Genomic DNA, 19,410 nt, shown 5'->3' with positions numbered 1-19,410 from the left:
TCCTCAGCCGAACCGGCCAGAAATATAATCCTCCGTCCGCTTGTGCTCCGGGTTGGAGAACATCTTGTCCGTCTCATCAAACTCCACGACTTCCCCGCTCAGGAAGAATGCCGTCCTGTCGGAAATCCGAGCGGCCTGCTGCATGTTGTGGGTCACGATGACGATCGAATAATCTTCCCTCAGTTCCTGTACAAGCTCCTCGACCTTCAGCGTGGAAATCGGATCCAGCGCGGAAGTCGGCTCATCCATGAGGATGACGTCCGGCTCGATGGCCAATGCACGGGCAATGCAGATCCGCTGCTGCTGGCCGCCGGAGAGCGAGTAGGCGTTCGTGTTCAGGCGGTCTTTCACTTCGTCCCAGATGGCAGCCCCGCGCAGGCTCTTCTCGACGATCTCATCGAGGATCTGGCGGTTCCGGATCCCGTGGATGCGGGGACCATAGGCGACATTGTCATAGATCGACTTCGGAAAAGGATTCGGCTTCTGGAAGACCATCCCGACACGGGTGCGGAGCTCCTCGACCGGGTAATTCCGGTCGAAGATATTGCGGCTCCGGTAAAGGATCTCCCCGGATGTCCGGACATCATCGACAAGTTCGACCATCCGGTTCAAAGTTTTGATATACGTTGATTTGCCGCACCCCGAAGGGCCGATGATCGCGGTCACTTCGTTTTCCCGGATCGGCAGATCGATGTTTTTGAGCGCATGGTGATTGCCGTACCAGAGATTGAGCAGCTTCGTATCATAGACGAGCGGCCGGACATCGGGCACCGCCGGAGCGGCGGTCTGTTTCAGCCCTGCCCGTTCGCGTGTCCGTTCCATCACTTGGACCATCTGGCATGCCTCCTTTGATTAATATCGCTTCTGGAATTTGTTTCGGATGAGCACGGCGACGGAATTCATGGCGAGCAGCAGTGCAAGCAGGACAATGATGCCGGCGGACGCAACTTCCTGGAAAGCGGCCTGCGGGCGTTTCGCCCAGTCGTAGATCTGCATCGGCAGCGCCGTGAACGTGTCCAGGACGCCCGCGGGCAGGAATTGGATGATCACCGGCACTCCGATCACGATGAGCGGTGCCGTCTCCCCGATTGCCCGGGAAAGCGCGAGGATGCTGCCTGTCAGGATGCCCGGCACGGCACCCGGAAGAACGACCCGGATTATGGTCTGCCACTTTGTCGCGCCCATCCCGTAGGACGCCTCACGCAGCTCCCGGGGAACCGAACGGATCGCTTCCTGGGCGGCCACGATGATCACCGGAAGGATCAGCAGGCTCATCGTGAAGCCGGCAGCGAGGATGCTGTTGCCGAGGGCGAGTGCCCGGACGAAGATCGTCAGGCCGAGCAGTCCGAACACGACCGACGGCACACCGGCAAGGTTGGAAATGTTCATCCGGATAAAATCGTTGAGCCGGTTCTTTTTCGCGTACTCTTCCAGATAGACCGCCGTCCCGATCCCGAGGATCAGGGAGACCGGCGCAACAACCGCCATCAGCCAGAGCGACCCGACAAGGGCAGCCTTGACGCCGGCCTTCTCCGGCATCCGCGAAGCGAAGTTCTCAAAGAAAGCAGGAGACAGATGGCCGAACCCCTGTGAAACGATGCGGTAGAACAGGACGCCGAGCACGAGGAGGGCCAGCAGCGTCGCAGACAGGAACAGCACGCTGAACGCGGCATTGACCGCTTTTCGGAAACCCATCCGGCCTGCGACGGCTTCGCGGTCGATCAGGACACGGGCCGGCGGCTTTTCAGTGATCCTCATCTTAATACGCCTCCCTGAATCTCTTCGTGATGCGGTGGGCGATCCAGTTCATGAGGAGTGTGAACAGGAACAAGGTGAATCCGACCGCATAGATGGAATAATAGATCGGCGTCCCGTAACCGGCATCGCCCGTTGAAACCTGGACGATGTAAGCCGTCATCGTCTGGATGGAATCCGTGAAGCCGAGATTGAACGCCGGGGTGGCCCCTCCGGCAAGAGACACGATCATCGTCTCTCCGATCGCCCGGGAGGTGGCCAGCACGACCGAGGCCAGGATCCCGGACAGCGCTGCCGGCAGGACGACTTTCACGGCCACTTCAAACCGGGTGGCCCCGAGGGCGAGTGCCCCTTCACGGATCGGATTCGGCACGGCCGACATCGCGTCTTCGGACAGGGAAGCGATCATCGGAATGATCATGATGCCGACGACGATGCCCGGGCTGAGTGCATTGAAGATCTTCAGGCCGGGGATCACCGTCTGAAGCAGCGGTGTGACGAACGTGAGTGCGAAGAATCCATAGACGATCGTCGGGATTCCCGCGAGCACTTCAAGCACCGGCTTGATGATGCGGCGGGTGTTGTCGGAAGCGTACTCGCTCAGATAGATTGCCGCGGACAGGCCTATCGGGACGGCCGTGATCACCGCAATGAACGTGACTTTGAGCGTACCGATGATCAGCGGGAGAATGCCGAACTGCGCATCCTTGTTCGAGAATGGCAGCCACTCTCTCCCGGTGATGAACGACCAGAACGGGACTTTTGTAAAGAACGTCACCGTTTCTGCAACCAATGTGCCGACGATGCCGATGGTGGTGAGGACGGACACCGCGGCGATCAGAAAGAGGACGACGGGAACCGCCCGCTCCGCCGCCCGTTTTCGTTTATTTCCTGCGGACTTTGCAATCATCTGCCGGACTGTTGCCCGTTTCGGGGCAGCGGGATTTCCCATCGCTGTACCTCCTGTTTTTTGCGGCTATTGTGCCGGGACTATTTCAAATGGAGATTTACTTCTTGAACTGTTCGAGCTGTTCTTTTCCTTCTTCATACTTCTCTTCAGGCAGGCTCACGTAACCGACAGACTCCGCCATGTCTCCTGCCTGGTCAAGCACGAATCCGAAGAAGTCGTATGTGGCGGCGTCTTCAGAGAGCGCTTCATTGCTCACGTAAGTGAAGAGGGGACGGGACAATGGCTCATATTCTCCCGACTCGATCGTTTCGTTGTTCGGCTCGACACCGTTGATCGAGACAGCTTTCAGGGAATCCTGGTTCGCCACATAGTAGGCGTAGCCGAAGAATCCGATGGCATTTTTGTCGCTCTGCACGCCCTGGACAAGCACATTGTCGTCTTCGGAGAGCATGACGTCCTTCACCATGTCTTCCTCTTCAAGGATCACTTCATTGAAATAGTCGTACGTACCAGAATCGGTGCCCGGTGCATAGAAGACGATTTCCTCATCCGGCCACTCCGGATTGATGTCCGACCATTTTTTCTTGCTGCCGTCTTCGACCCAGATCTTTTTAAGGTCTTCCACAGTCAGGTCGGACGCCCAGTCGTTTTCCGGATTGACCGCGACCGTCAGGCCGTCATAGGCGAGAAGGAATTCTGTATAGTCGATGCCCGCTTCTTCCAGCTTCTGTTTTTCTTCATCTTTGATCGGACGGGAGGCGTTCGAGAATTTTGTTTCTCCTGCAGCGAATTTCTCAAAGCCGCCGCCTGTGCCGGACACGCCGACGGTGACTTTGACGTCCGTCCCGGTCCCGGTATATTCCTCAACAAGGGCTTCCATGATGGGTGCTACTGTACTGGATCCGTCACCGGCGACGCTTCCCTCAACCTTGGCGTCCTGGGATGTCGAGGCGCCGGCAGTTCCCGTCTCGGCCGATGCGCCCTCCTCTGCCGTGTTTCCGCCGCATGCCCCGAGAAGCAATGCAGAACCGACCGCCGTCAAACCGAGATAGTATTTCCAGCTTTTCATGTGTTTGTTCCCCCTGGGTTTCGTATTGTTTGCAGTTCCAACTTTAACTGCGCCATGTTGAGGAGAAATGAACGGAAAGTAAAGGATTGTAAATTAGCATGGAGTTTCGTTTACAAAGAATTAATAGAGGAATGAATCATGCTGTGTTATGGTGGATTTGTATATGTATGCGCTTTCAATATGGAATGGGGGAATGAATGATGAGGAACTTCGGCAATCAGGTGCAGTTCACCGTCTATCAGCAGCTGGAGAAAAATCTTGTCCCGGTTTCCTATGAAGAGCTGGAAGCCCGGGCAAAAGAGGAGCTGGAGGCGAAGCCGTTCGACTATGTGGCCGCCTCCGCCGGAATCGAGGACACGGCGAGGGAGAACAATCTCGCTTTCCGGAAATGGAAGATCGTCCCCCGGATGCTGCGCGACACGTCCGATCGGGACATCGGCATCGAGCTGTTCGGTCGGAAGCTGAACGTGCCGCTCCTGCTTGCCCCGATCGGCGTCCAGTCAATCGTCCATCCCGAGGGAGAGATTGCCTCCGCCCGCGCCGCGGCATCCATGGGGGTCCCGTTCATCGCCAGCACCGCGTCTACATACAGCCTGGAGAAAATCTCCGAAGCAACGGAGGGGGCTGAGAAGTGGTTCCAACTGTACTGGAGCAATGACCACGAACTGGCGGCCAGCATGGTGAAGCGCGCGGAATCCGCCGGTTACGGGGCGATCGTGATCACACTTGACACCCCGATGATGGGCTGGCGAGAAAAGGACATCCATCATGCCTACCTGCCGTTCCTCGAAGCGAAAGGGATCGGCAACTACCTTGAAGATCCGGTGTTCCGCTCGAGGCTCGAACGCTCCCCGGAAGAAGATATCCGCTCCGCGATCATGCACTGGGCCCAAATCTTCGGCAACCCGTCGCTCACGTGGCGCGATCTCGAATTCATCCGCTCCCAGACGAACCTGCCGATTTTACTGAAGGGGGTTCTCCATCCGGATGATGCGCGGCTCGCCGTCGAAAGCGGTGTGGACGGCCTCATCGTGAGCAACCACGGCGGACGGCAGGTGGACGGATCCATCCCGGCCGTCGATGCCCTCCCGGATGTCGTGGACATCGTCCAGGGCGACATACCCGTCCTCATGGACAGCGGAATCCGCCGCGGGGCCGACATTGTGAAGGCCCTCTCACTCGGTGCAAGCGCCGTCCTCCTCGGCCGCCCGTATATGTACGGCCTCGCCCTCGCCGGAGAAGCCGGCGTCCGCCAGGTGCTCCGCAACCTGATCGCCGACTTTGACCTGACGATGGCGCTCTCGGGGAGCCGGTCGGTCGACGGGCTGGGACGGGACTTGCTCAAAAAGGTGTAGATGCACGAAAAAGGACTGGCCTGTGAAGGCCAGTCCTTTCTTGTGCATATTGGCGTTCGATCGTCAGAATGTGGCCGTCCATCCGCCCTATCCGCCGATGACGATGCATTTAACGAAACCCGAATCGTCTGGAGCAGGGAATAGGACAACATGGATTGACGGCCCGGCAACGCCCCGCGAAATCTGACCTTATAACTTTCACGTTAACTGAACCTTTTCAAAAGCCAGTCCTCTATATATGATTTTTACATTCTCATACAGACAGGGAAGGTTGACATCATGCAAAAGGCTTCTGGCATTCCGGCTTCTTCCACGAGCTTGAAGACGCGGGATCTGATCATCTCCGCCATGCTCGTGGCGCTCGTTTTTGTCTCCACTGTGTTTCTGAACATCAAGCTGCCGATCACGGCGAACGGCGGGCTCGTCCATCTCGGCACAGCGATGCTGTTCATCGCGTCCATGCTGTTCGGACCGAAAAAAGGCGCCATCGCAGGAGCGGTCGGCATGGGGTTGTTTGACCTCATCTCCGGCTGGACGCTCTGGGCGCCGTTCACGTTCTTCACCCGTGCGCTTCAGGGCTACATCGTCGGGAAGATCGCCTGGTCCGGCGGCCGCAACGGCGGCAGCCCGGTGTTCAACATCATCGCGGCAGTCGTGTCAGTCCCGTTCATGCTCGGCGGCTACTACCTGTGTGAAGGCGTTTTGTTCAGCAACTGGATCGTGCCGGCTGCCTCCATCCCGGGGAACATCGCCCAGAACGTCGTCGGCCTCATCGTGGCCATCCCGGTCGCCATCGCGCTGAAAAAAACCCCGCTGTTCAAGTGAACGGAGGGAGGCGGCGAATAGATGGTAACGCCGGATGAATGGACAGAAAGACGCTATGAATGGATAGAAAGCACGCTCGAATAGTTGGAAAGCACGCTCGAACAGACAGAAAGACATCATGAATAGGCCGAAACGATAAAACCCCTTCGCCCGGAGCCTGTCCGGTGAAGGGGTTCTTTGTTGAGCCGTTTATACAGTTTGCGGATCTTCCTCTTTCAGCCCGAGCACTTCAGAGGTGGATTCGAAAATCTCTTCGAAGAGTTCCGGATTGTCCGCGAGCGAGATGCCGTATGACGGCACCATTTCCTTGATCTTCGGCTCCCATTCCTCAATGTGGTCAGGGAAGCACTTGTTCAGGATATCGAGCATGACGTGGACAGCGGTCGACGCACCCGGTGAGGCGCCGAGCAGGGCTGCGACCGAGCCGTCGGAGGCCGTGACGACTTCCGTGCCGAACTGGAGCGTGCCTTTGCCGCCGGCTTCGGTGTCCTTGATGACCTGGACGCGCTGTCCGGCGACCACGACTCTCCAGTCCTCGAGTTTGGCGGTCGGGATGAACTCCTTCATCTCTTCCACACGTTTTTCATTCGACAGCATGAGCTGTTCGATGAGGTATTTGGTGAGCTTCATTTCCTTTGCGCCCGCCGCGAGCATCGTGAAGAGGTTGTTCGGCTTTACGGACGTGATAAGGTCCATGTAGGAGCCGGTCTTCAGGAACTTCGGCGAGAAGCCGGCATAAGGTCCGAACAGAAGGGACTTCTTGCCGTCAATGTAGCGGGTGTCGAGGTGAGGCACGGACATCGGCGGTGCCCCGACCTTCGCCTTTCCGTACACTTTTGCATTGTGCTTCTCAACCATTTCCTCGTTGTCGCAGACGAGGAACAGGCCGCTGACCGGGAATCCGCCGATGTGCTTGGATTCCGGGATGCCGGTCTTCTGGAGAAGGTGCAGGCTGCCGCCGCCCGCGCCGATGAAGACGAACTTCGCGGTATGCGTCTCCAGGCGTTTGCCGTCCAGGTCGGTGACTTTCACTTCCCAGCCGCCTTCTTCCTTGCGCTTGATGTCATCGACGCTGTGGCGGTAGTTCAGTTCCACGCCTTCCTCCTGAAGATGATCAAACAGGATGCGCGTCAGCGACCCGAAGTTCACATCCGTGCCGGAGTCGATTCTCGTGAGGGCGATCGGCTCGTCCGATTTCCGTCCCTCCATCATGAGCGGGACCCATTCTTTCATCTCTTCGGGATTATCCGTGAATTCCATTCCCTTGAACAGCGGGTGGTCTTTGAGAATGTCATACCGCTTTTTCAGGTACTCGACATTCTCCTTGCCCTCGACAAAACTCATGTGAGGAAGCGGCATAATGAAGTCATTCGGGTTTTTGATCAGATTGTTGCGGACAAGATGTGCCCAGAACTGGCGGGACAGCTGGAACTGTTCGTTGACCTTGACCGCTTTCTCGATTTCCAGTGTGCCGTCTTCTTTTTCAGGCGTATAGTTGAGCTCGCAAAGAGCGGAGTGGCCCGTCCCGGCATTATTCCATTCGTTCGAGCTTTCTTCTCCCGGTTCCGCCAGCTTCTCGAACACTTTGATCTCCCATTCGGGAACAAGTTCCTTCAGCATCGAACCAAGCGTGGCGCTCATGATCCCTGCACCGATTAAGATCACGTCTGTTTTCTTATTCATGCTGCTCATGACAACCTTCCTTATCCCGTGTATTTGCAAAAGAATTGATCCAACAGCTCCGGTGCCAGAACCTCATGACACCACCCCAAAAACATTCCATCCTATATTATAGCAATCCTATGTCGAGAATGATTGCTTTTTGTCCAAAATAGCGATAATGCAATTATAAACTGTTTTTGGCTGGTAAAAAAGTGAGAAGTCTTTCCCGGTCCTTCGGTTCATCCTGCCGGATCGGACATTTTTTCCCCGGTTGGACCACATATAAAAGTGTTTTCCGGGTAGAGGAAAGTGTACGGAATAAAAAGCAAGGAGATGAAGATCCATGGGAACTGTACAATTCACTTCTTCTGCCACGGCTCACGGCGGCCGGGAAGGACATGTCCGGTCGTCCGACGGCGTCGTCGACTTTGACACATCGATGCCCGGCACACCGAGAGCCAAGAAATTGGACAACAGCACGAACCCGGAGCAGTTGTTTGCTGCCGGCTATGCAGCCTGCTTTGACAGCGCGCTGGCCCTCGTTTCCGCCAAGGCAAGGGTAAAATTCGATTCCGAAGTCACGGCCAACGTCAGTCTGATGAAAGATGAATCCGATAACGGTTTTAAAATCGGCGTCAAACTGCAGGTCAAGGGGACCGGGATCGAGAAAGACCAGTTGGAGGAGCTCGTGCACCAAGCCCATCAAGTCTGTCCGTATTCCAAAGCCACCCGCGGGAACATCGACGTTTCACTGGAAGTCATCTGAATACAGGCAATCAAAAAGCACCGATCCGGGGCAAGGACATCCGGATCGGTGCTTTTTCTGTTCCGCCCTCACTTGTGATAGGGCTCATTCTTCATGATTTTGAACGCCCGGTAGATCTGTTCGATCAGGATCAGCTTCATCAGCTGATGCGGAAACGTCATCCGGGAGAAGCTCAGCTGCTCGTCGGACCGCCGGAGGACATCCTCATGGAGACCGAGTGATCCCCCGATGACAAATGCAATTTTGCTTTTTCCGTACGTCATCAGCCTGTTGAGCGTGTCGGCGAGTTCCTCGGACGACTTCTGCTTTCCGTTGATGGCCAATGCGATCACATGGGCATCCGGCGGCAGCTTCGATAAAATCCGATCCGCTTCCTTCTTCTTCACCATTTCCATCTCCGCCTCGCTCAGCTGCTCTGGCGCTTTTTCGTCCGCCACTTCAATGAGCTCGATTTTGGAATAGGATCTGAGCCGTTTTTCATATTCTTCGATGCCGGATTTCAAATATTTTTCCTTGAGCTTTCCGACTGTAATAATTGTAATACTCACAGCTTGTCCACCTTCATGTTTTAGGTTATTCACAGAGTTTATACACATATCCACAACCAAAAACAACATATGGTGTCCGACTATCTGTTCGACACAACATATATTGCGGGCTGTGTACAGTAGGCACACGTTGTGGATAACTCTTCTTCCGTGTGGATTTTCTCCATGTCCGGAAAGCTTTCCGTTTTAGCCGTGACTTCATCCAAAGCCCGGTATATGTGGGTTTCACAGCTGTTGATCCGGATATTCTCCATTCCGTCCCCTCCTTTTATCCTACATAAAGTTATGAACATTCGCTCGCAGTTATCCACAATGTGCACATTGCAACGATTAATCGCAAAAACATGAGCAGCCGGCCGGATTGTCCACCGTGCTGCCCGTTGTGGATATTAATATTTGTAACATTCGAAGAAAATTTCTGTCTATTAGTTGCAAACCGCTACAAAGTAAGGTCCTTCGTCTCTTGTTTTCCGTTCCGGTAGAAGGTGACGCTCATCTTGTCTCCCGGTTTCTTCTCATTGTACAAGTGTTTGCGAAGTTCGATCGTATCCGCCACTTTTTTCCCGTCCAATTCCACGATGACGTCAAATCGCTGAAGGCCGGCCTTTGCAGCCGGTGAACCAGCCGATACATCATCGATGACCACACCTTCGGTCACATCCTTGGGAAGTTTCAGCGTATCGCGCTGGTGGACTGCCGGGACACTGAGCAGGTCGATCAGCGTGACGCCCAGCTGGGCTCTCCGGACTTCGCCGTGCTTCTCGAGATCCTCGATGATCGGCACTGCTGAATTGATCGGAATGGCCAAACCGATTCCCTCTACGGTTTCCTCCGATATTTTCATCGAGTTGATGCCGACAAGCTGGCCTGCAAGATTGATGAGGGCGCCGCCGGAATTTCCCGGGTTGATCGCCGCATCCGTCTGCAGGACATCGGCGTTCCAGTCTACCCGATTATCCCCGTTCAGGTCAACCGGGATTGAGCGGTTCGTGCCGGAAATGACCCCGACCGTCACGGATCCCGAAAACCCGAGGCCGAGCGGGTTGCCGATCGCGATGACGGACTCGCCTCTCTTCAGGGCGTCCGAGTCGCCGAACTCGATGACGTTTTTCACGTTCTTGTCCTCCATCTCAATGACCGCCAGATCCGTCCAGATATCCCGGCCGAGCAGATTCCCGTCCACTTTCGTCCCGTCATCAAGCGTCACTTCCAGCTCGGTGGCATTCTCAACGACATGGTTGTTCGTGACGACATAGGCTTTGCCGTCTGCTTTTTTGTAAATCACACCCGAACCGACCCCGACCGGGACCGGTTCGGTCGTATTCGTCCAGTAGTTTCCGGATGTCTGGAGGTTCGTCACCCCGACAACGGTCGACGATGTCTGCTCAACCGCTTCCGTGATGCCGGTATTGATGTCCATGGAAACGGTTTTCGTCTCTTTGCTGTTCGCGGCTTCCGGGTTTTCGTTTTTTTGTCCCTCGTCGGGGTCCTTTCCGTCCGTCGTATTGCCCGGCATGAGGCACCCCTGCAGCAGCAGGGCAGCCAAAACCGCCCCGGCCGCCCCGGTGCGCCGGACATATCGGGAAGGGTGATCCGGTTTTTGCATAAAAAATCTCCTCCTCGTCGTTGCAGATGCCCTTAGAGTACCCGAATCCGTTCGATTGAACACAACAGGTAAACACAACAGGGATCCGCCGCCGGAGGACATGAAAAAGGACCTGTCCCAAATCGGGACAGGCCGCGGGTCAGACCGGGACAAGTTCTGTCGGCTGCTCTGCATCCGTATCAAACAGATGAACGTATTCACCGACCCGGATGCCGCATGTCTCAAGCGTCTGCGACACGCTCAGCCTTGCCAGGTCCTTCATATTATTGTCCTTGGACAAATGGGACAGATAAATCCGGGTTTCTTTCTCCGAGACGACTTCGCTCATTGCGACCGCCGCATCTTCGTTGGATACGTGGCCGACATCGCTCAGGATCCTGCGCTTGATGTTCCACGGATAGCGGCCCATCTGCAGCATGCTGACGTCGTGGTTGCTCTCAAACACGTAGGCATCGGCCTCGCGGATCCAACCCTTCATCCGGTCGCTGACATACCCGGTATCCGTGATGAGGACCAGCTTTCTTCCATTCTCATGGAAGATATAGAACATCGGATCCGCCGCATCGTGGGAAACCGCGAACGACTGGACATCGAAGCTGCCGAACGTCTTCACGGTCTCCATGTCGAAGACGAATCGCTGCTCTGCCGGAACATTGCCGACGAGCCCGTCCATCGCCTTCCATGTTTTTTCATTCGCATAGATCGGGACACCGTACTTCCTGGCCGTCACGCCGAGTCCGCGAATATGGTCGCTGTGTTCATGTGTAACAAAAATGCCGTCCAGTGCCTTCATGTCACGGCCGACTTCACCGAGAAGCTTCTCCAGCTTCCGTGTGCTCAGTCCCGCATCTACAAGAAAAGCATGTTCGTCATTCTCAATATAAATGGAATTGCCGGTGCTTCCACTGGCCAATACACTAAAACGCATATCGGGCCTGCCTCCTAACCGTCTTCCTCGATGATCTGCTCGGGAAGCTTATCCAGGACTTTTCCGTCGACCGCATTCACAAAAAAGTCTTCGGAAGTTCCATCATTCAATTTTACATGAATATGCCAAGTCGGGGCAAATACTTGCGTCTTCGTGAGCTGCACAAGCGGCGAGTAGCCCATTTCGACTTTCGTGATGGTCGAATCCGTCTTCAGATATCCCCGGGAATAGAGGGCGTTGATCGCCTGTATCGGCGGGAACAGATCCTTCTCCTGGTTGAAGAGGACAATTTCATCCATCATCCGCTGCTGGTAGTCCGTCACCTCCAACGCCTCGTTCCAGTGGACGGTCAGCGTGGACGATTGATTGAAATAGAAGGGCAGGGAATCGATGGTCTGGAAAAAGACCGCCTCGCGCTTTTTCTCATCGGCTTTCCAAAGTTTATAATCGGACCCGTTCTTCACATACTTGTCGAGCAGGCCGCCGAAGTCCAGCTTGCCGTCTTCTCCTTTGATGCTCACAGGCTCCTTGGGAACACCGACGATGGTGCCTCTGTCGTCCGTCAAACGGAGTGTCTGGCCCTTGGCATCTTTCACTTCCTTCGGATCAAACACCCACACTTCTCCCGAAGCGAATGAGGCGGTTTCAATTTCAGGGAGCTTTGGATAGGTGATGCCGTCCATTTTGAGCCGTTCTTCGATTTTCGTCTCACCCTGCACGTCAATCCGCTTCACTTCGGTGTAGCGGTTCACATAAAGGGAGTAGAGGAATACGTTCAGGATGGCAAACACGATGATGAAGATCGTCTTCGTCTTATTCCAATCCATTTACCGCACCCCCCGAGTCCGCTCCGACCTGGTGCCACTTGCCGTTTTCCTCGTAGTACCAGGCGGGCTCAAGCAGGTACAGGTTCTGTTGTTCGTCCTGACGCATTGTATAGGCCTGCATGATCTCCCCGATTTTGGAGAAGTCCTCGCCTTTCTCTGCCCGCAGCCATTCGGCTTCTTCCACTCCCGAATCGAGCTCGCGCCGGTTCTTTTCAGGGAATGGAACATCAAGCGTGTAATACGGCCGCTGATAGCGGAAGATGCGGCCGTCCCCCCATGTCTGCCTGATCTCCGTGGATGTTTCTTTTTCCTCGCTGAATACCGGGAGTCCGCCTACCTGAAGGCGGTAGGTAATCTGTTTTTTCTCCGGCTCCATCGACGCAAACAGGAAGTTGTTGGTCCATCCCCCGTGCTCATTGACGAAGTCCAGACTGTTGAGGAGAAGCTCCGACGGAATGGATACTTCCTTGCTCTCGGCCGTAGGGTGCGGATGGACGAAGGAAATTGTCTTCATCCTCGTCTCCACGGTCATGATGGATGAGTTATCGCTGTATTCCTCCCGGGTCAGGCCGGTCTGCTCCCGCTTGACATCGCTCTTGTCCGGGAACAGGGCATCCTTGAACTTGGAAGGGCTGACTTCTTCCATATTATAGATCAACGCATCGACGGAAACCGGTTCGGCCGGCAGATAAAGAGAGCCGGCCCCGTCGCGCCTGACGGCAGCGTAGGTCGGGAAATTCTTCTCGGCTTTGCCGACAAACTCCTTCATCGCCTGCTTGTCCACGCGGGAAGCCGAGGCGGTATATCGACGGCCGCCTTCCCTGCCGACGAAGTGGACCAGCATCTGACCGTCCGCATCGCTTTTTTCAATAATGATCCGTTCAAACGTGGACTCGTTCGAAATCGTGTCCGAGAACTTGAACAGATTGTCGATCACTTCAAACGGGATCGGCGACGGATAGAAAATGACGATCCGGCCCGGCTCTTCGGTGAGCTCATTCAGTTCGCCGGCCGTCAATTCGGGGTCCGACAGGGTGACATTGCGGAGTGACCACGTCTTGACCAGGTCCACGGCTTCGGTGAGCATGTCCGGATCCGTCGTCCCCGTCATTTCATCGTCCCGGTTGACCAGCAGCTTGTATGGCTGGACGACGTCCGAGATTTTCCTTTTATCCACGATGGCCGTATCGACATTCGGGGTCTTTTCGATCGTTTTATAGTTCGGCTTGTAGGTCCAGATGGAGAAAGTCAGCGTCACGCTCAGCACAATCAACAGGATCAGCACGGCCGTCTTCACTTGTTCGATGTACTTCAATCCCATTCACCCGCCTCTTCCAGCTCAAACGGCAACGTGAAGAAGACCGTCGTTCCCTTGCCTTCCTCGCTCTCCGCCCAAATGTTTCCTCCGTGGGCGTTGATCATCTCCTTGGCGATCGCCAGGCCGAGTCCCGTGCCGCCCATGGCACGGGAACGGGCCTTGTCCGCCCGGTAGAACCGTTCGAATATCCGCTTGACGTTCGCTTCAGGGATGCCCATCCCGTCATCGGAAATGGCCACCTTCAGATGGTCATCCTCCACGAGGATAGAGAATCGGACATTCCCGCCGTCCGGCGAATATTTCAATGCGTTCGAGATGATGTTGTCGATGACCTGAGTCATCTTATCCATGTCAATTTCCGTGTAGAGCGGCCCCGGCGGGATGAGCCGGATGAACTGGACATCTTTCGACTTCATGAGCTCGAACCGGTCAATGATCCGGTGGAGGAACTTGACGAAGTCGACAATATCGACGTTGAGTTCATATTCCCGGCTGTCCATCCTCGACAGCTGCAGAAGGTCCGACACGAGCCGGATCATGCGTTCGGTCTCGGTCTGGGTCACATGGAGGAAGGAAGGCGCGATCTCCTCGTCTTTCCACGCCCCATCCGCAAGCGCCTCCAGATAACTCCGCATTGAAGTCAGCGGGGTCCGGAGTTCATGTGAAACGTTCGACACAAACTCGCGCCGCTCTATCTCGATTTTTTCCTGCTCGGTGATATCGTGCAGGACGACGATGAGACCGTTCACAAACCCCGTCTCCTTCTGGATGACCGAGAAGTTTGCCCGGAGGATGTACGGCTGCTCGTCCGTGCTGAAATCAATCGTGACCGGTTCCTTCTGGTCGACCAGATCTTCGAACGTATAATCCTGTTCCAGGCCGAGCACCGTCGGGACCGGCCGGTTGAGCACGTGTTCGCGGGGCACCCGGAGCATGCCGAGTGCCGTGTCGTTGATCAGGATGATCCGCCCCTTCCGGTCGGTCGAAATGACGCCGTCCGTCATGTTGGAAAGGACGGACGCAAGCTTGCGCCGCTCCGACTCAGTGGATGACTGGGCCTCCTGCAGCCGGGTCGTCAGGTGGTTGAACGCCTTGGCGAGTTCGCCGATCTCGTCCTGGCCGTAAACCCGGACCTTTCGGGCAAAGTTCCCCTTTGCCATTGCAGTCGCCTGCTTCGTCATGTCCGCAATCGGACGGGTGATCGTCTGGGCGATGAGGATGCCGAGCACGACCGTGATGCCGAGCGAGAAGGCGGTTCCGCCGGCGAGGATCTGGTTGATTTCATTGATCTGTCCGAACACCTTCTCGATGTTCGACTGGATGTAAAGGGCGGCGATCACTTCTCCGTCCGAGACGATCGGCTCCGCCAGCATCCACACCCGCTTGTTCGTCTTTTCATCAAGCTGCGTGGTCTTGAACTCCGATTCGGCATTGATCGAGTTCCGGATCAGGTCGAGGTTCGTCCGCTGTCCGACAAGCGACTGATTGTCGAGCTCCGAAGTGGCGAGGATGCTGTATTTTGCATCGATCACACGCACCTCGATGATATCTTCGGAAGAAAATCCGGTCAGCACGGTCCGGAGACTCTGCTCGAGCGTCGGATCTTCCTCGGAGCGCTGCCTGAGCATTTCTTCCCTTACACTGAATTCCAGCAGGTTCACCCGGTCCATGATGGACGTCTCGAAGTTGTGTCGGAGCGTCTGCTCAAGTTCCCGCGCAAAGTAGATCCCGATAATCTGCATCGCGATCAGGATGAGCAGAACGTAGATGATGACGAACTTCACATGGATGGACCTGAAAAAACCGACTTTCTGCATCCCGGTTACTCCTGTTCAGGGTTGCGCAAATAATAACCGACCCCTCGGCGGGTGACGATCCAGGCCGGATGGCTTGGATTGTCTTCAATCTTTTCGCGCAGCCTCCGGATGGTGACGTCAACTGTCCGCACATCCCCAAAATAATCATATCCCCACACCGTCTGGAGCAGGTGTTCACGTGTCATCACCTGGCCGATGTGCTTGGCCAGATAGTGGAGCAGCTCAAACTCACGGTGAGTCAGCTCGATCTGTTCCCCGCGTTTAAGGACAAGGTAGGCGTCGGGCTGGATCGTCAGGTTTCCGATGACGATGTCATTCGACACTTCTCCTTCGTCCTCTGCCGGCGCGGCCTGGTGCCGGCGCATATTCGCCTTGACGCGGGCAATCAGTTCACGGGTGCTGAACGGCTTCGTTACGTAATCATCGGCGCCGAGCTCGAGCCCGAGCACTTTGTCGATTTCCGAGTCTTTCGCCGTCAGCATGATGATCGGGAAGTCATATTTCTTCCGCAGCTCGCGGCACACTTCCATCCCGTCTTTTTTCGGCAGCATGATATCGAGAAGAACAAGATCAGGCTGTACTTCCTCTGCCTTTGCAATCGCTTCTTCTCCGTCATAGGCAGTGATGACCGAATAGCCTTCTTTTTTTAAGTTGAATTGGAGAATATCCGCAATCGGCTTCTCATCGTCCACTACAAGAATCGTCTTGTTCATGTGAATTTTACTTCCCTTCCGCATAGGCGTTCTACGAGTCCTTTATTCTTCCTATGCTATCATGAGTTGGGCGGTTCCGCATCCGTCCGTGATCTTAATCGGCGGGGGAAATTTCCCCGCCAATTATTTCCCGGGCAATATCCGTCATTTCCCGACATATTTCCCCGGGAATTGCGCGAAAACGGCCGGTGGATGAGCGATCGGACGCGTTATTCACGCCTGTCCGCCGATCATTGCCCAAACAAAATACCCGGCCGGTGAAGCGGATGAGGCTTCTCCCTGGCCGGGCCTATTCATATTCTGTGCAATTATTGGCTCACGACCGTGAGGGGGTCGATCAGGCTGCCGTTCTTCTTCACTTCAAAATGAAGATGCAGTCCGGTAGAGTGGCCGGTGGATCCCATGACGCCGATCTTTGCGCCCTTTTCAAGCTTCTGGCCCGGTTTGACCCCGATGGAAGCGAGATGGCCGTATAAGGTCGTGTAGCCGTTCCCGTGATCGATCTCAATCCGGTTGCCCAGCCCGCCGAGGGGGCCTGCCGCCTTGACGGTTCCGCCGTCGGCTGCGAGGATTGCCCGGCCGGACGGGCGGGCAATGTCGATGCCGTTGTGCTGGCGTCCCCAGCGTTCGCCTTTCCTGCTCGAGATATAGCCGCCCTGCACGGGCCACATGAACATCCCCGACCCGTGTCCGATGGCCGCCTTGGTGCCTTCCCGGACGATTTTATCAACCGGTTCGACCATGACTTTTTCTCCGGTCACCCGTTCTTCAACCATTCGGCCGTTCACCTTGCGCATCACTTTTGACAATTCCTTCGTGCCGTCGCTTCCTGCCTGCTTGACGTCCGTTTCTCCCTTAAGCAATGTGCCGTCTTTTTCCGTCACTGTCCGGCGGGGAAGGGGAACGGCTTCTTTTGACTCCCGGGTCACCGCCACCTGAACGTACGGCTCGCTGTCCGGCACTTTCAGAACTTCCCCTGGATGAATCGGGGCTTCCTTCTTGAGGTCCGGATTCATGGAGAGAAGACGGTCTGTATTGACGCCGCTCTTCCTGGCGATCTTTTCAGCAGCATCTCCCTGCCGGACCTTATAATCTTTTGTGACTTCCTTGCCCTTCAACAGGATCGATGCCGCTTCATCGGCCGGAAGGACATGCCCGGGCTCCGTGAATACGTCATCCGATGAGATGTCGGTCAAAATCTCGACATCCGTCACACGGGTTTCTCCATCAGCCAAGGGAGCCGGATCCGCCCCTTCCTTTTCTGCCTGCTCGAACGCGGCCAGTTCATCTTCTTTTACATTTGCCAGCTTGATCTGCCGCATCATGTCCGAGTAGGCGGCCCCGTCCTTTACATGGGTGACCGTTTCACCGCCGACGACGACTGCCACCGCTTCGGTCTCCACCGACACGTTGTCCTTCAGTTTCCTGCGCACGGCCTCGTCGCTGTCCGGCTCCTGCCCGAACACTTTCTCCTGGACGACGGATACATCCCGTCCGGCGACCAGATCGAGGTCACCGTGTTTGCCTTTCACCGTCTGCAGCTTTTCTTCCTTCACCTGGTCGACAATCTCCGGATTCCCGACGGTGCCGATATACCGGCCGCCTTCATACACATGGTAGAGGTCACGGAGATTCTCTTTCGCAAAGCCGGTGCCGGTGAAGAGCAGCAGTCCGACCATCACGGCCGCACCGGTCCGCCTAACTTTTAAAGAAGCCTTTTTCCTGCTGTTTATGTAATGTCTCGAAGACGGGTGTTTCATTTTTTTGTTCATCTCATTCCGTTTCCCTTCTGATTTCTCTCTATCTTTGTTTATATATTTAGTCATTCAGCTTTCTCACCTTAACAGTTAATAAAGTTGGGAACAATATTCTTTCATGATTTGTAATCCAACTGTAAATCGCGGACCAAATCCATCGCCCGTTTCCAGTTCCTTGAATACAATGCAAAAAACCGCCCTTCCCGGGCGGGAAGGGCGGTTGGATTGTCCGGCTCAGCGCCAGACGCTTTTGATGATATTCGTCTGAGTCCGGTCCGGACCGACAGAGAAAATGGAGATTTGTACACCGGTGAGCTGTGCAATGCGCTCCAGGTAATGGCGGGCGGTTTCCGGAAGCTCATCAAGGGACTTGCAGCCCGTGATGTCTTCGCTCCAGCCCGGCATCTCCTCATAAACCGGCTCGCACTGGTCAAGCACTCTGAGGTTGGCCGGGTATTCGGTCAGGAGCTCGCCGTTATACCGGTAAGCCGTACAGATTTTCACCGTTTCCAGGCCGGTGAGCACGTCGATCGAGTTGACCGTCAGATCGGTCAGCCCGCTCACACGGCGTGCATGGCGGACAACGACCGTGTCGAACCAGCCGATGCGGCGCGGACGGCCGGTTGTCGTGCCGTACTCCTTGCCGACTTCACGGATCTGGTTGCCGACCTCGTCGAACAGCTCCGTCGGGAACGGGCCGTCGCCGACACGGGAAGTATACGCCTTGCAGACACCGACGACATGATCGATTTTCGTCGGACCGACGCCCGCGCCGATCGTGACGCCTCCTGCAACCGGATTGGACGACGTGACGAACGGGTACGTCCCCTGGTCGATGTCGAGCATGACGCCTTGAGCGCCTTCAAACAGGACACGACGGCCTTCGTCGAGCGCGTCGTTCAATACTTTCGATGTATCCGTCACATATTGTGCGATCTTCTGCCCGTAGCCGAAGTACTCCTCAAGGATCTCCTCGACGGTGAAGCCGCCGGTCTCATAGAACTTCTCGAGCAGGCGGTTTTTCTCTGTGAGGTTTCGCGTGAGCTTCTCCTCGAACACTTCCTTGTCAAGCAGGTCGGCAATCCGGATGCCGATCCGGCCGGCCTTGTCCATATAGGCCGGTCCGATGCCCTTCCCGGTCGTGCCGATCTTGTTTGCCCCCTTGCGGAGTTCCTCGACTTCATCCAGCTTGATATGGTACGGCAGGATGACATGCGCGCGGTTCGAGATGCGCAGGTTGTCCGTGCGGATGCCGCGGCTGTGGAGCCCCTCGAGCTCATGGACGAGCGCTTTCGGATCGACGACCATCCCGTTTCCGATAACCGAGATCTTATCCTCGTAAAAGATTCCGGACGGGATCAGGTGAAGCTTGTATGTCTCGCCGCCGAATATGATTGTATGGCCGGCATTGTTCCCGCCTTGATAGCGCGAGATGACTTCTGCATGCTCCGACAGGAAATCGGTGATTTTCCCTTTCCCTTCGTCTCCCCACTGCGTTCCGACTACCACCACTGATGGCATAGATCTGCACCTCCGTTGGACGGATTCGTTCAC

Annotated in this window: 18 protein-coding genes; 3 read left to right on the top strand and 15 right to left on the bottom strand. The window is 55.7% G+C overall.

Annotated features, from left to right (window positions below; translation table 11 throughout):
* Positions 1-3: 3 nt before the first annotated feature.
* The 4 genes from pstB to B0B07_RS09585 are packed head-to-tail and all read right to left on the bottom strand — an operon-like array spanning position 4 to position 3,734.
* A complete protein-coding gene (gene pstB / locus B0B07_RS09600) occupies positions 4-822 on the bottom strand; it encodes a phosphate ABC transporter ATP-binding protein PstB (protein ID WP_076759235.1) in 819 nt (272 codons plus the stop codon).
* A 30-nt stretch (positions 823-852) separates the two neighbouring features.
* Positions 853-1,758 (bottom strand): phosphate ABC transporter permease PstA, encoded by a 906-nt coding sequence (gene pstA / locus B0B07_RS09595; protein ID WP_084186644.1) that lies wholly within the window; start codon positions 1,756-1,758, stop codon positions 853-855.
* Position 1,759: 1 nt separating this feature from the next.
* Positions 1,760-2,707 (bottom strand): phosphate ABC transporter permease subunit PstC, encoded by a 948-nt coding sequence (gene pstC, locus B0B07_RS09590; RefSeq protein WP_076758548.1) that lies wholly within the window; start codon positions 2,705-2,707, stop codon positions 1,760-1,762.
* 55 nt (positions 2,708-2,762) lie between these two features.
* On the bottom strand, positions 2,763-3,734 hold the full coding sequence (locus B0B07_RS09585) for a PstS family phosphate ABC transporter substrate-binding protein (RefSeq protein WP_076758547.1): 972 nt from the start codon (positions 3,732-3,734) through the stop codon (positions 2,763-2,765).
* 200 nt (positions 3,735-3,934) lie between these two features.
* Here B0B07_RS09585 and B0B07_RS09580 point away from each other — a divergent pair, with 200 nt between their 5' ends.
* The gene (locus tag B0B07_RS09580) at positions 3,935-5,089 is read left to right on the top strand and encodes a lactate 2-monooxygenase (protein ID WP_076758545.1); all 1,155 of its coding nucleotides are present in this window, start codon (positions 3,935-3,937) and stop codon (positions 5,087-5,089) included.
* 279 nt (positions 5,090-5,368) lie between these two features.
* Positions 5,369-5,914, top strand: a complete 546-nt coding sequence (locus B0B07_RS09575) for an ECF transporter S component (protein WP_076758544.1) — start codon at positions 5,369-5,371, stop codon at positions 5,912-5,914.
* Between the two features lie 189 nt (positions 5,915-6,103).
* Here B0B07_RS09575 and B0B07_RS09570 read toward each other — a convergent pair whose 3' ends face one another.
* Positions 6,104-7,606, bottom strand: a complete 1,503-nt coding sequence (locus B0B07_RS09570; RefSeq protein ID WP_076758542.1) for a malate:quinone oxidoreductase — start codon at positions 7,604-7,606, stop codon at positions 6,104-6,106.
* Positions 7,607-7,919: 313 nt separating this feature from the next.
* Between B0B07_RS09570 and B0B07_RS09565 the strand changes: the two genes are divergently transcribed.
* A complete protein-coding gene (locus tag B0B07_RS09565) occupies positions 7,920-8,342 on the top strand; it encodes an organic hydroperoxide resistance protein (protein ID WP_076758541.1) in 423 nt (140 codons plus the stop codon).
* Between the two features lie 68 nt (positions 8,343-8,410).
* On the opposite strand, the gene rlmH is transcribed toward B0B07_RS09565, so the two are convergent.
* The 10 genes from rlmH to B0B07_RS09515 form a co-directional block, all read right to left on the bottom strand.
* Positions 8,411-8,890: a 23S rRNA (pseudouridine(1915)-N(3))-methyltransferase RlmH gene (rlmH, locus tag B0B07_RS09560; protein WP_076758539.1), complete on the bottom strand. Its 480-nt coding sequence runs from the start codon at positions 8,888-8,890 to the stop codon at positions 8,411-8,413.
* Positions 8,891-8,970: 80 nt separating this feature from the next.
* Entirely contained in the window at positions 8,971-9,144 is a 174-nt protein-coding gene (locus B0B07_RS09555; protein ID WP_076758537.1) for a CxxH/CxxC protein, read from the bottom strand.
* A gap of 185 nt (positions 9,145-9,329) precedes the next feature.
* Positions 9,330-10,496, bottom strand: a complete 1,167-nt coding sequence (locus tag B0B07_RS09550) for a S1C family serine protease (protein WP_076758536.1) — start codon at positions 10,494-10,496, stop codon at positions 9,330-9,332.
* A 139-nt stretch (positions 10,497-10,635) separates the two neighbouring features.
* A complete protein-coding gene (locus B0B07_RS09545) occupies positions 10,636-11,424 on the bottom strand; it encodes an MBL fold metallo-hydrolase (protein WP_076758534.1) in 789 nt (262 codons plus the stop codon).
* A 14-nt stretch (positions 11,425-11,438) separates the two neighbouring features.
* Positions 11,439-12,251 (bottom strand): two-component system regulatory protein YycI, encoded by an 813-nt coding sequence (locus B0B07_RS09540; RefSeq protein WP_076758532.1) that lies wholly within the window; start codon positions 12,249-12,251, stop codon positions 11,439-11,441.
* Positions 12,238-13,572: a YycH family regulatory protein gene (locus B0B07_RS09535; protein ID WP_076758530.1), complete on the bottom strand. Its 1,335-nt coding sequence runs from the start codon at positions 13,570-13,572 to the stop codon at positions 12,238-12,240. Before B0B07_RS09535 ends, B0B07_RS09540 begins: the two co-directional genes overlap by 14 nt.
* Positions 13,563-15,386, bottom strand: coding sequence for a cell wall metabolism sensor histidine kinase WalK (walK, locus tag B0B07_RS09530; RefSeq protein WP_076758528.1), 1,824 nt, complete (start codon positions 15,384-15,386; stop codon positions 13,563-13,565). Before walK ends, B0B07_RS09535 begins: the two co-directional genes overlap by 10 nt.
* Before the next feature lie 5 nt (positions 15,387-15,391).
* Complete coding sequence (yycF, locus tag B0B07_RS09525; RefSeq protein WP_076758526.1) at positions 15,392-16,099, bottom strand: response regulator YycF; 708 nt, start codon at positions 16,097-16,099, stop codon at positions 15,392-15,394.
* A 308-nt stretch (positions 16,100-16,407) separates the two neighbouring features.
* Positions 16,408-17,871 (bottom strand): M23 family metallopeptidase, encoded by a 1,464-nt coding sequence (locus B0B07_RS09520; protein WP_076758523.1) that lies wholly within the window; start codon positions 17,869-17,871, stop codon positions 16,408-16,410.
* 219 nt (positions 17,872-18,090) lie between these two features.
* Positions 18,091-19,377 (bottom strand): adenylosuccinate synthase, encoded by a 1,287-nt coding sequence (locus B0B07_RS09515; RefSeq protein WP_076758521.1) that lies wholly within the window; start codon positions 19,375-19,377, stop codon positions 18,091-18,093.
* Positions 19,378-19,410: the final 33 nt, after the last annotated feature.

The sequence above is a fragment of the Edaphobacillus lindanitolerans genome, from assembly GCF_900156305.1.
In the GTDB taxonomy this organism is placed as follows: domain Bacteria; phylum Bacillota; class Bacilli; order Bacillales_A; family Planococcaceae; genus Bhargavaea; species Bhargavaea lindanitolerans.
Note: the sequence above shows the minus strand (reverse complement) of the source record. Positions and strands in the feature narration are given on the sequence as shown.

Coding starts and splice junctions, on each gene's coding strand:
- pstB (WP_076759235.1), bottom strand. CDS start 822: ATGGAACGGACACGCGAACGGGCAGGGCTGAAACAGACCGCCGCTCCG.
- pstA (WP_084186644.1), bottom strand. CDS start 1,758: ATGAGGATCACTGAAAAGCCGCCGGCCCGTGTCCTGATCGACCGCGAA.
- pstC (WP_076758548.1), bottom strand. CDS start 2,707: ATGGGAAATCCCGCTGCCCCGAAACGGGCAACAGTCCGGCAGATGATT.
- B0B07_RS09585 (WP_076758547.1), bottom strand. CDS start 3,734: ATGAAAAGCTGGAAATACTATCTCGGTTTGACGGCGGTCGGTTCTGCA.
- B0B07_RS09580 (WP_076758545.1), top strand. CDS start 3,935: ATGAGGAACTTCGGCAATCAGGTGCAGTTCACCGTCTATCAGCAGCTG.
- B0B07_RS09575 (WP_076758544.1), top strand. CDS start 5,369: ATGCAAAAGGCTTCTGGCATTCCGGCTTCTTCCACGAGCTTGAAGACG.
- B0B07_RS09570 (WP_076758542.1), bottom strand. CDS start 7,606: ATGAGCAGCATGAATAAGAAAACAGACGTGATCTTAATCGGTGCAGGG.
- B0B07_RS09565 (WP_076758541.1), top strand. CDS start 7,920: ATGGGAACTGTACAATTCACTTCTTCTGCCACGGCTCACGGCGGCCGG.
- B0B07_RS09555 (WP_076758537.1), bottom strand. CDS start 9,144: ATGGAGAATATCCGGATCAACAGCTGTGAAACCCACATATACCGGGCT.
- B0B07_RS09550 (WP_076758536.1), bottom strand. CDS start 10,496: ATGCAAAAACCGGATCACCCTTCCCGATATGTCCGGCGCACCGGGGCG.
- B0B07_RS09545 (WP_076758534.1), bottom strand. CDS start 11,424: ATGCGTTTTAGTGTATTGGCCAGTGGAAGCACCGGCAATTCCATTTAT.
- B0B07_RS09540 (WP_076758532.1), bottom strand. CDS start 12,251: ATGGATTGGAATAAGACGAAGACGATCTTCATCATCGTGTTTGCCATC.
- B0B07_RS09535 (WP_076758530.1), bottom strand. CDS start 13,572: ATGGGATTGAAGTACATCGAACAAGTGAAGACGGCCGTGCTGATCCTG.
- walK (WP_076758528.1), bottom strand. CDS start 15,386: ATGCAGAAAGTCGGTTTTTTCAGGTCCATCCATGTGAAGTTCGTCATC.
- yycF (WP_076758526.1), bottom strand. CDS start 16,099: ATGAACAAGACGATTCTTGTAGTGGACGATGAGAAGCCGATTGCGGAT.
- B0B07_RS09520 (WP_076758523.1), bottom strand. CDS start 17,871: ATGAACAAAAAAATGAAACACCCGTCTTCGAGACATTACATAAACAGC.
- B0B07_RS09515 (WP_076758521.1), bottom strand. CDS start 19,377: ATGCCATCAGTGGTGGTAGTCGGAACGCAGTGGGGAGACGAAGGGAAA.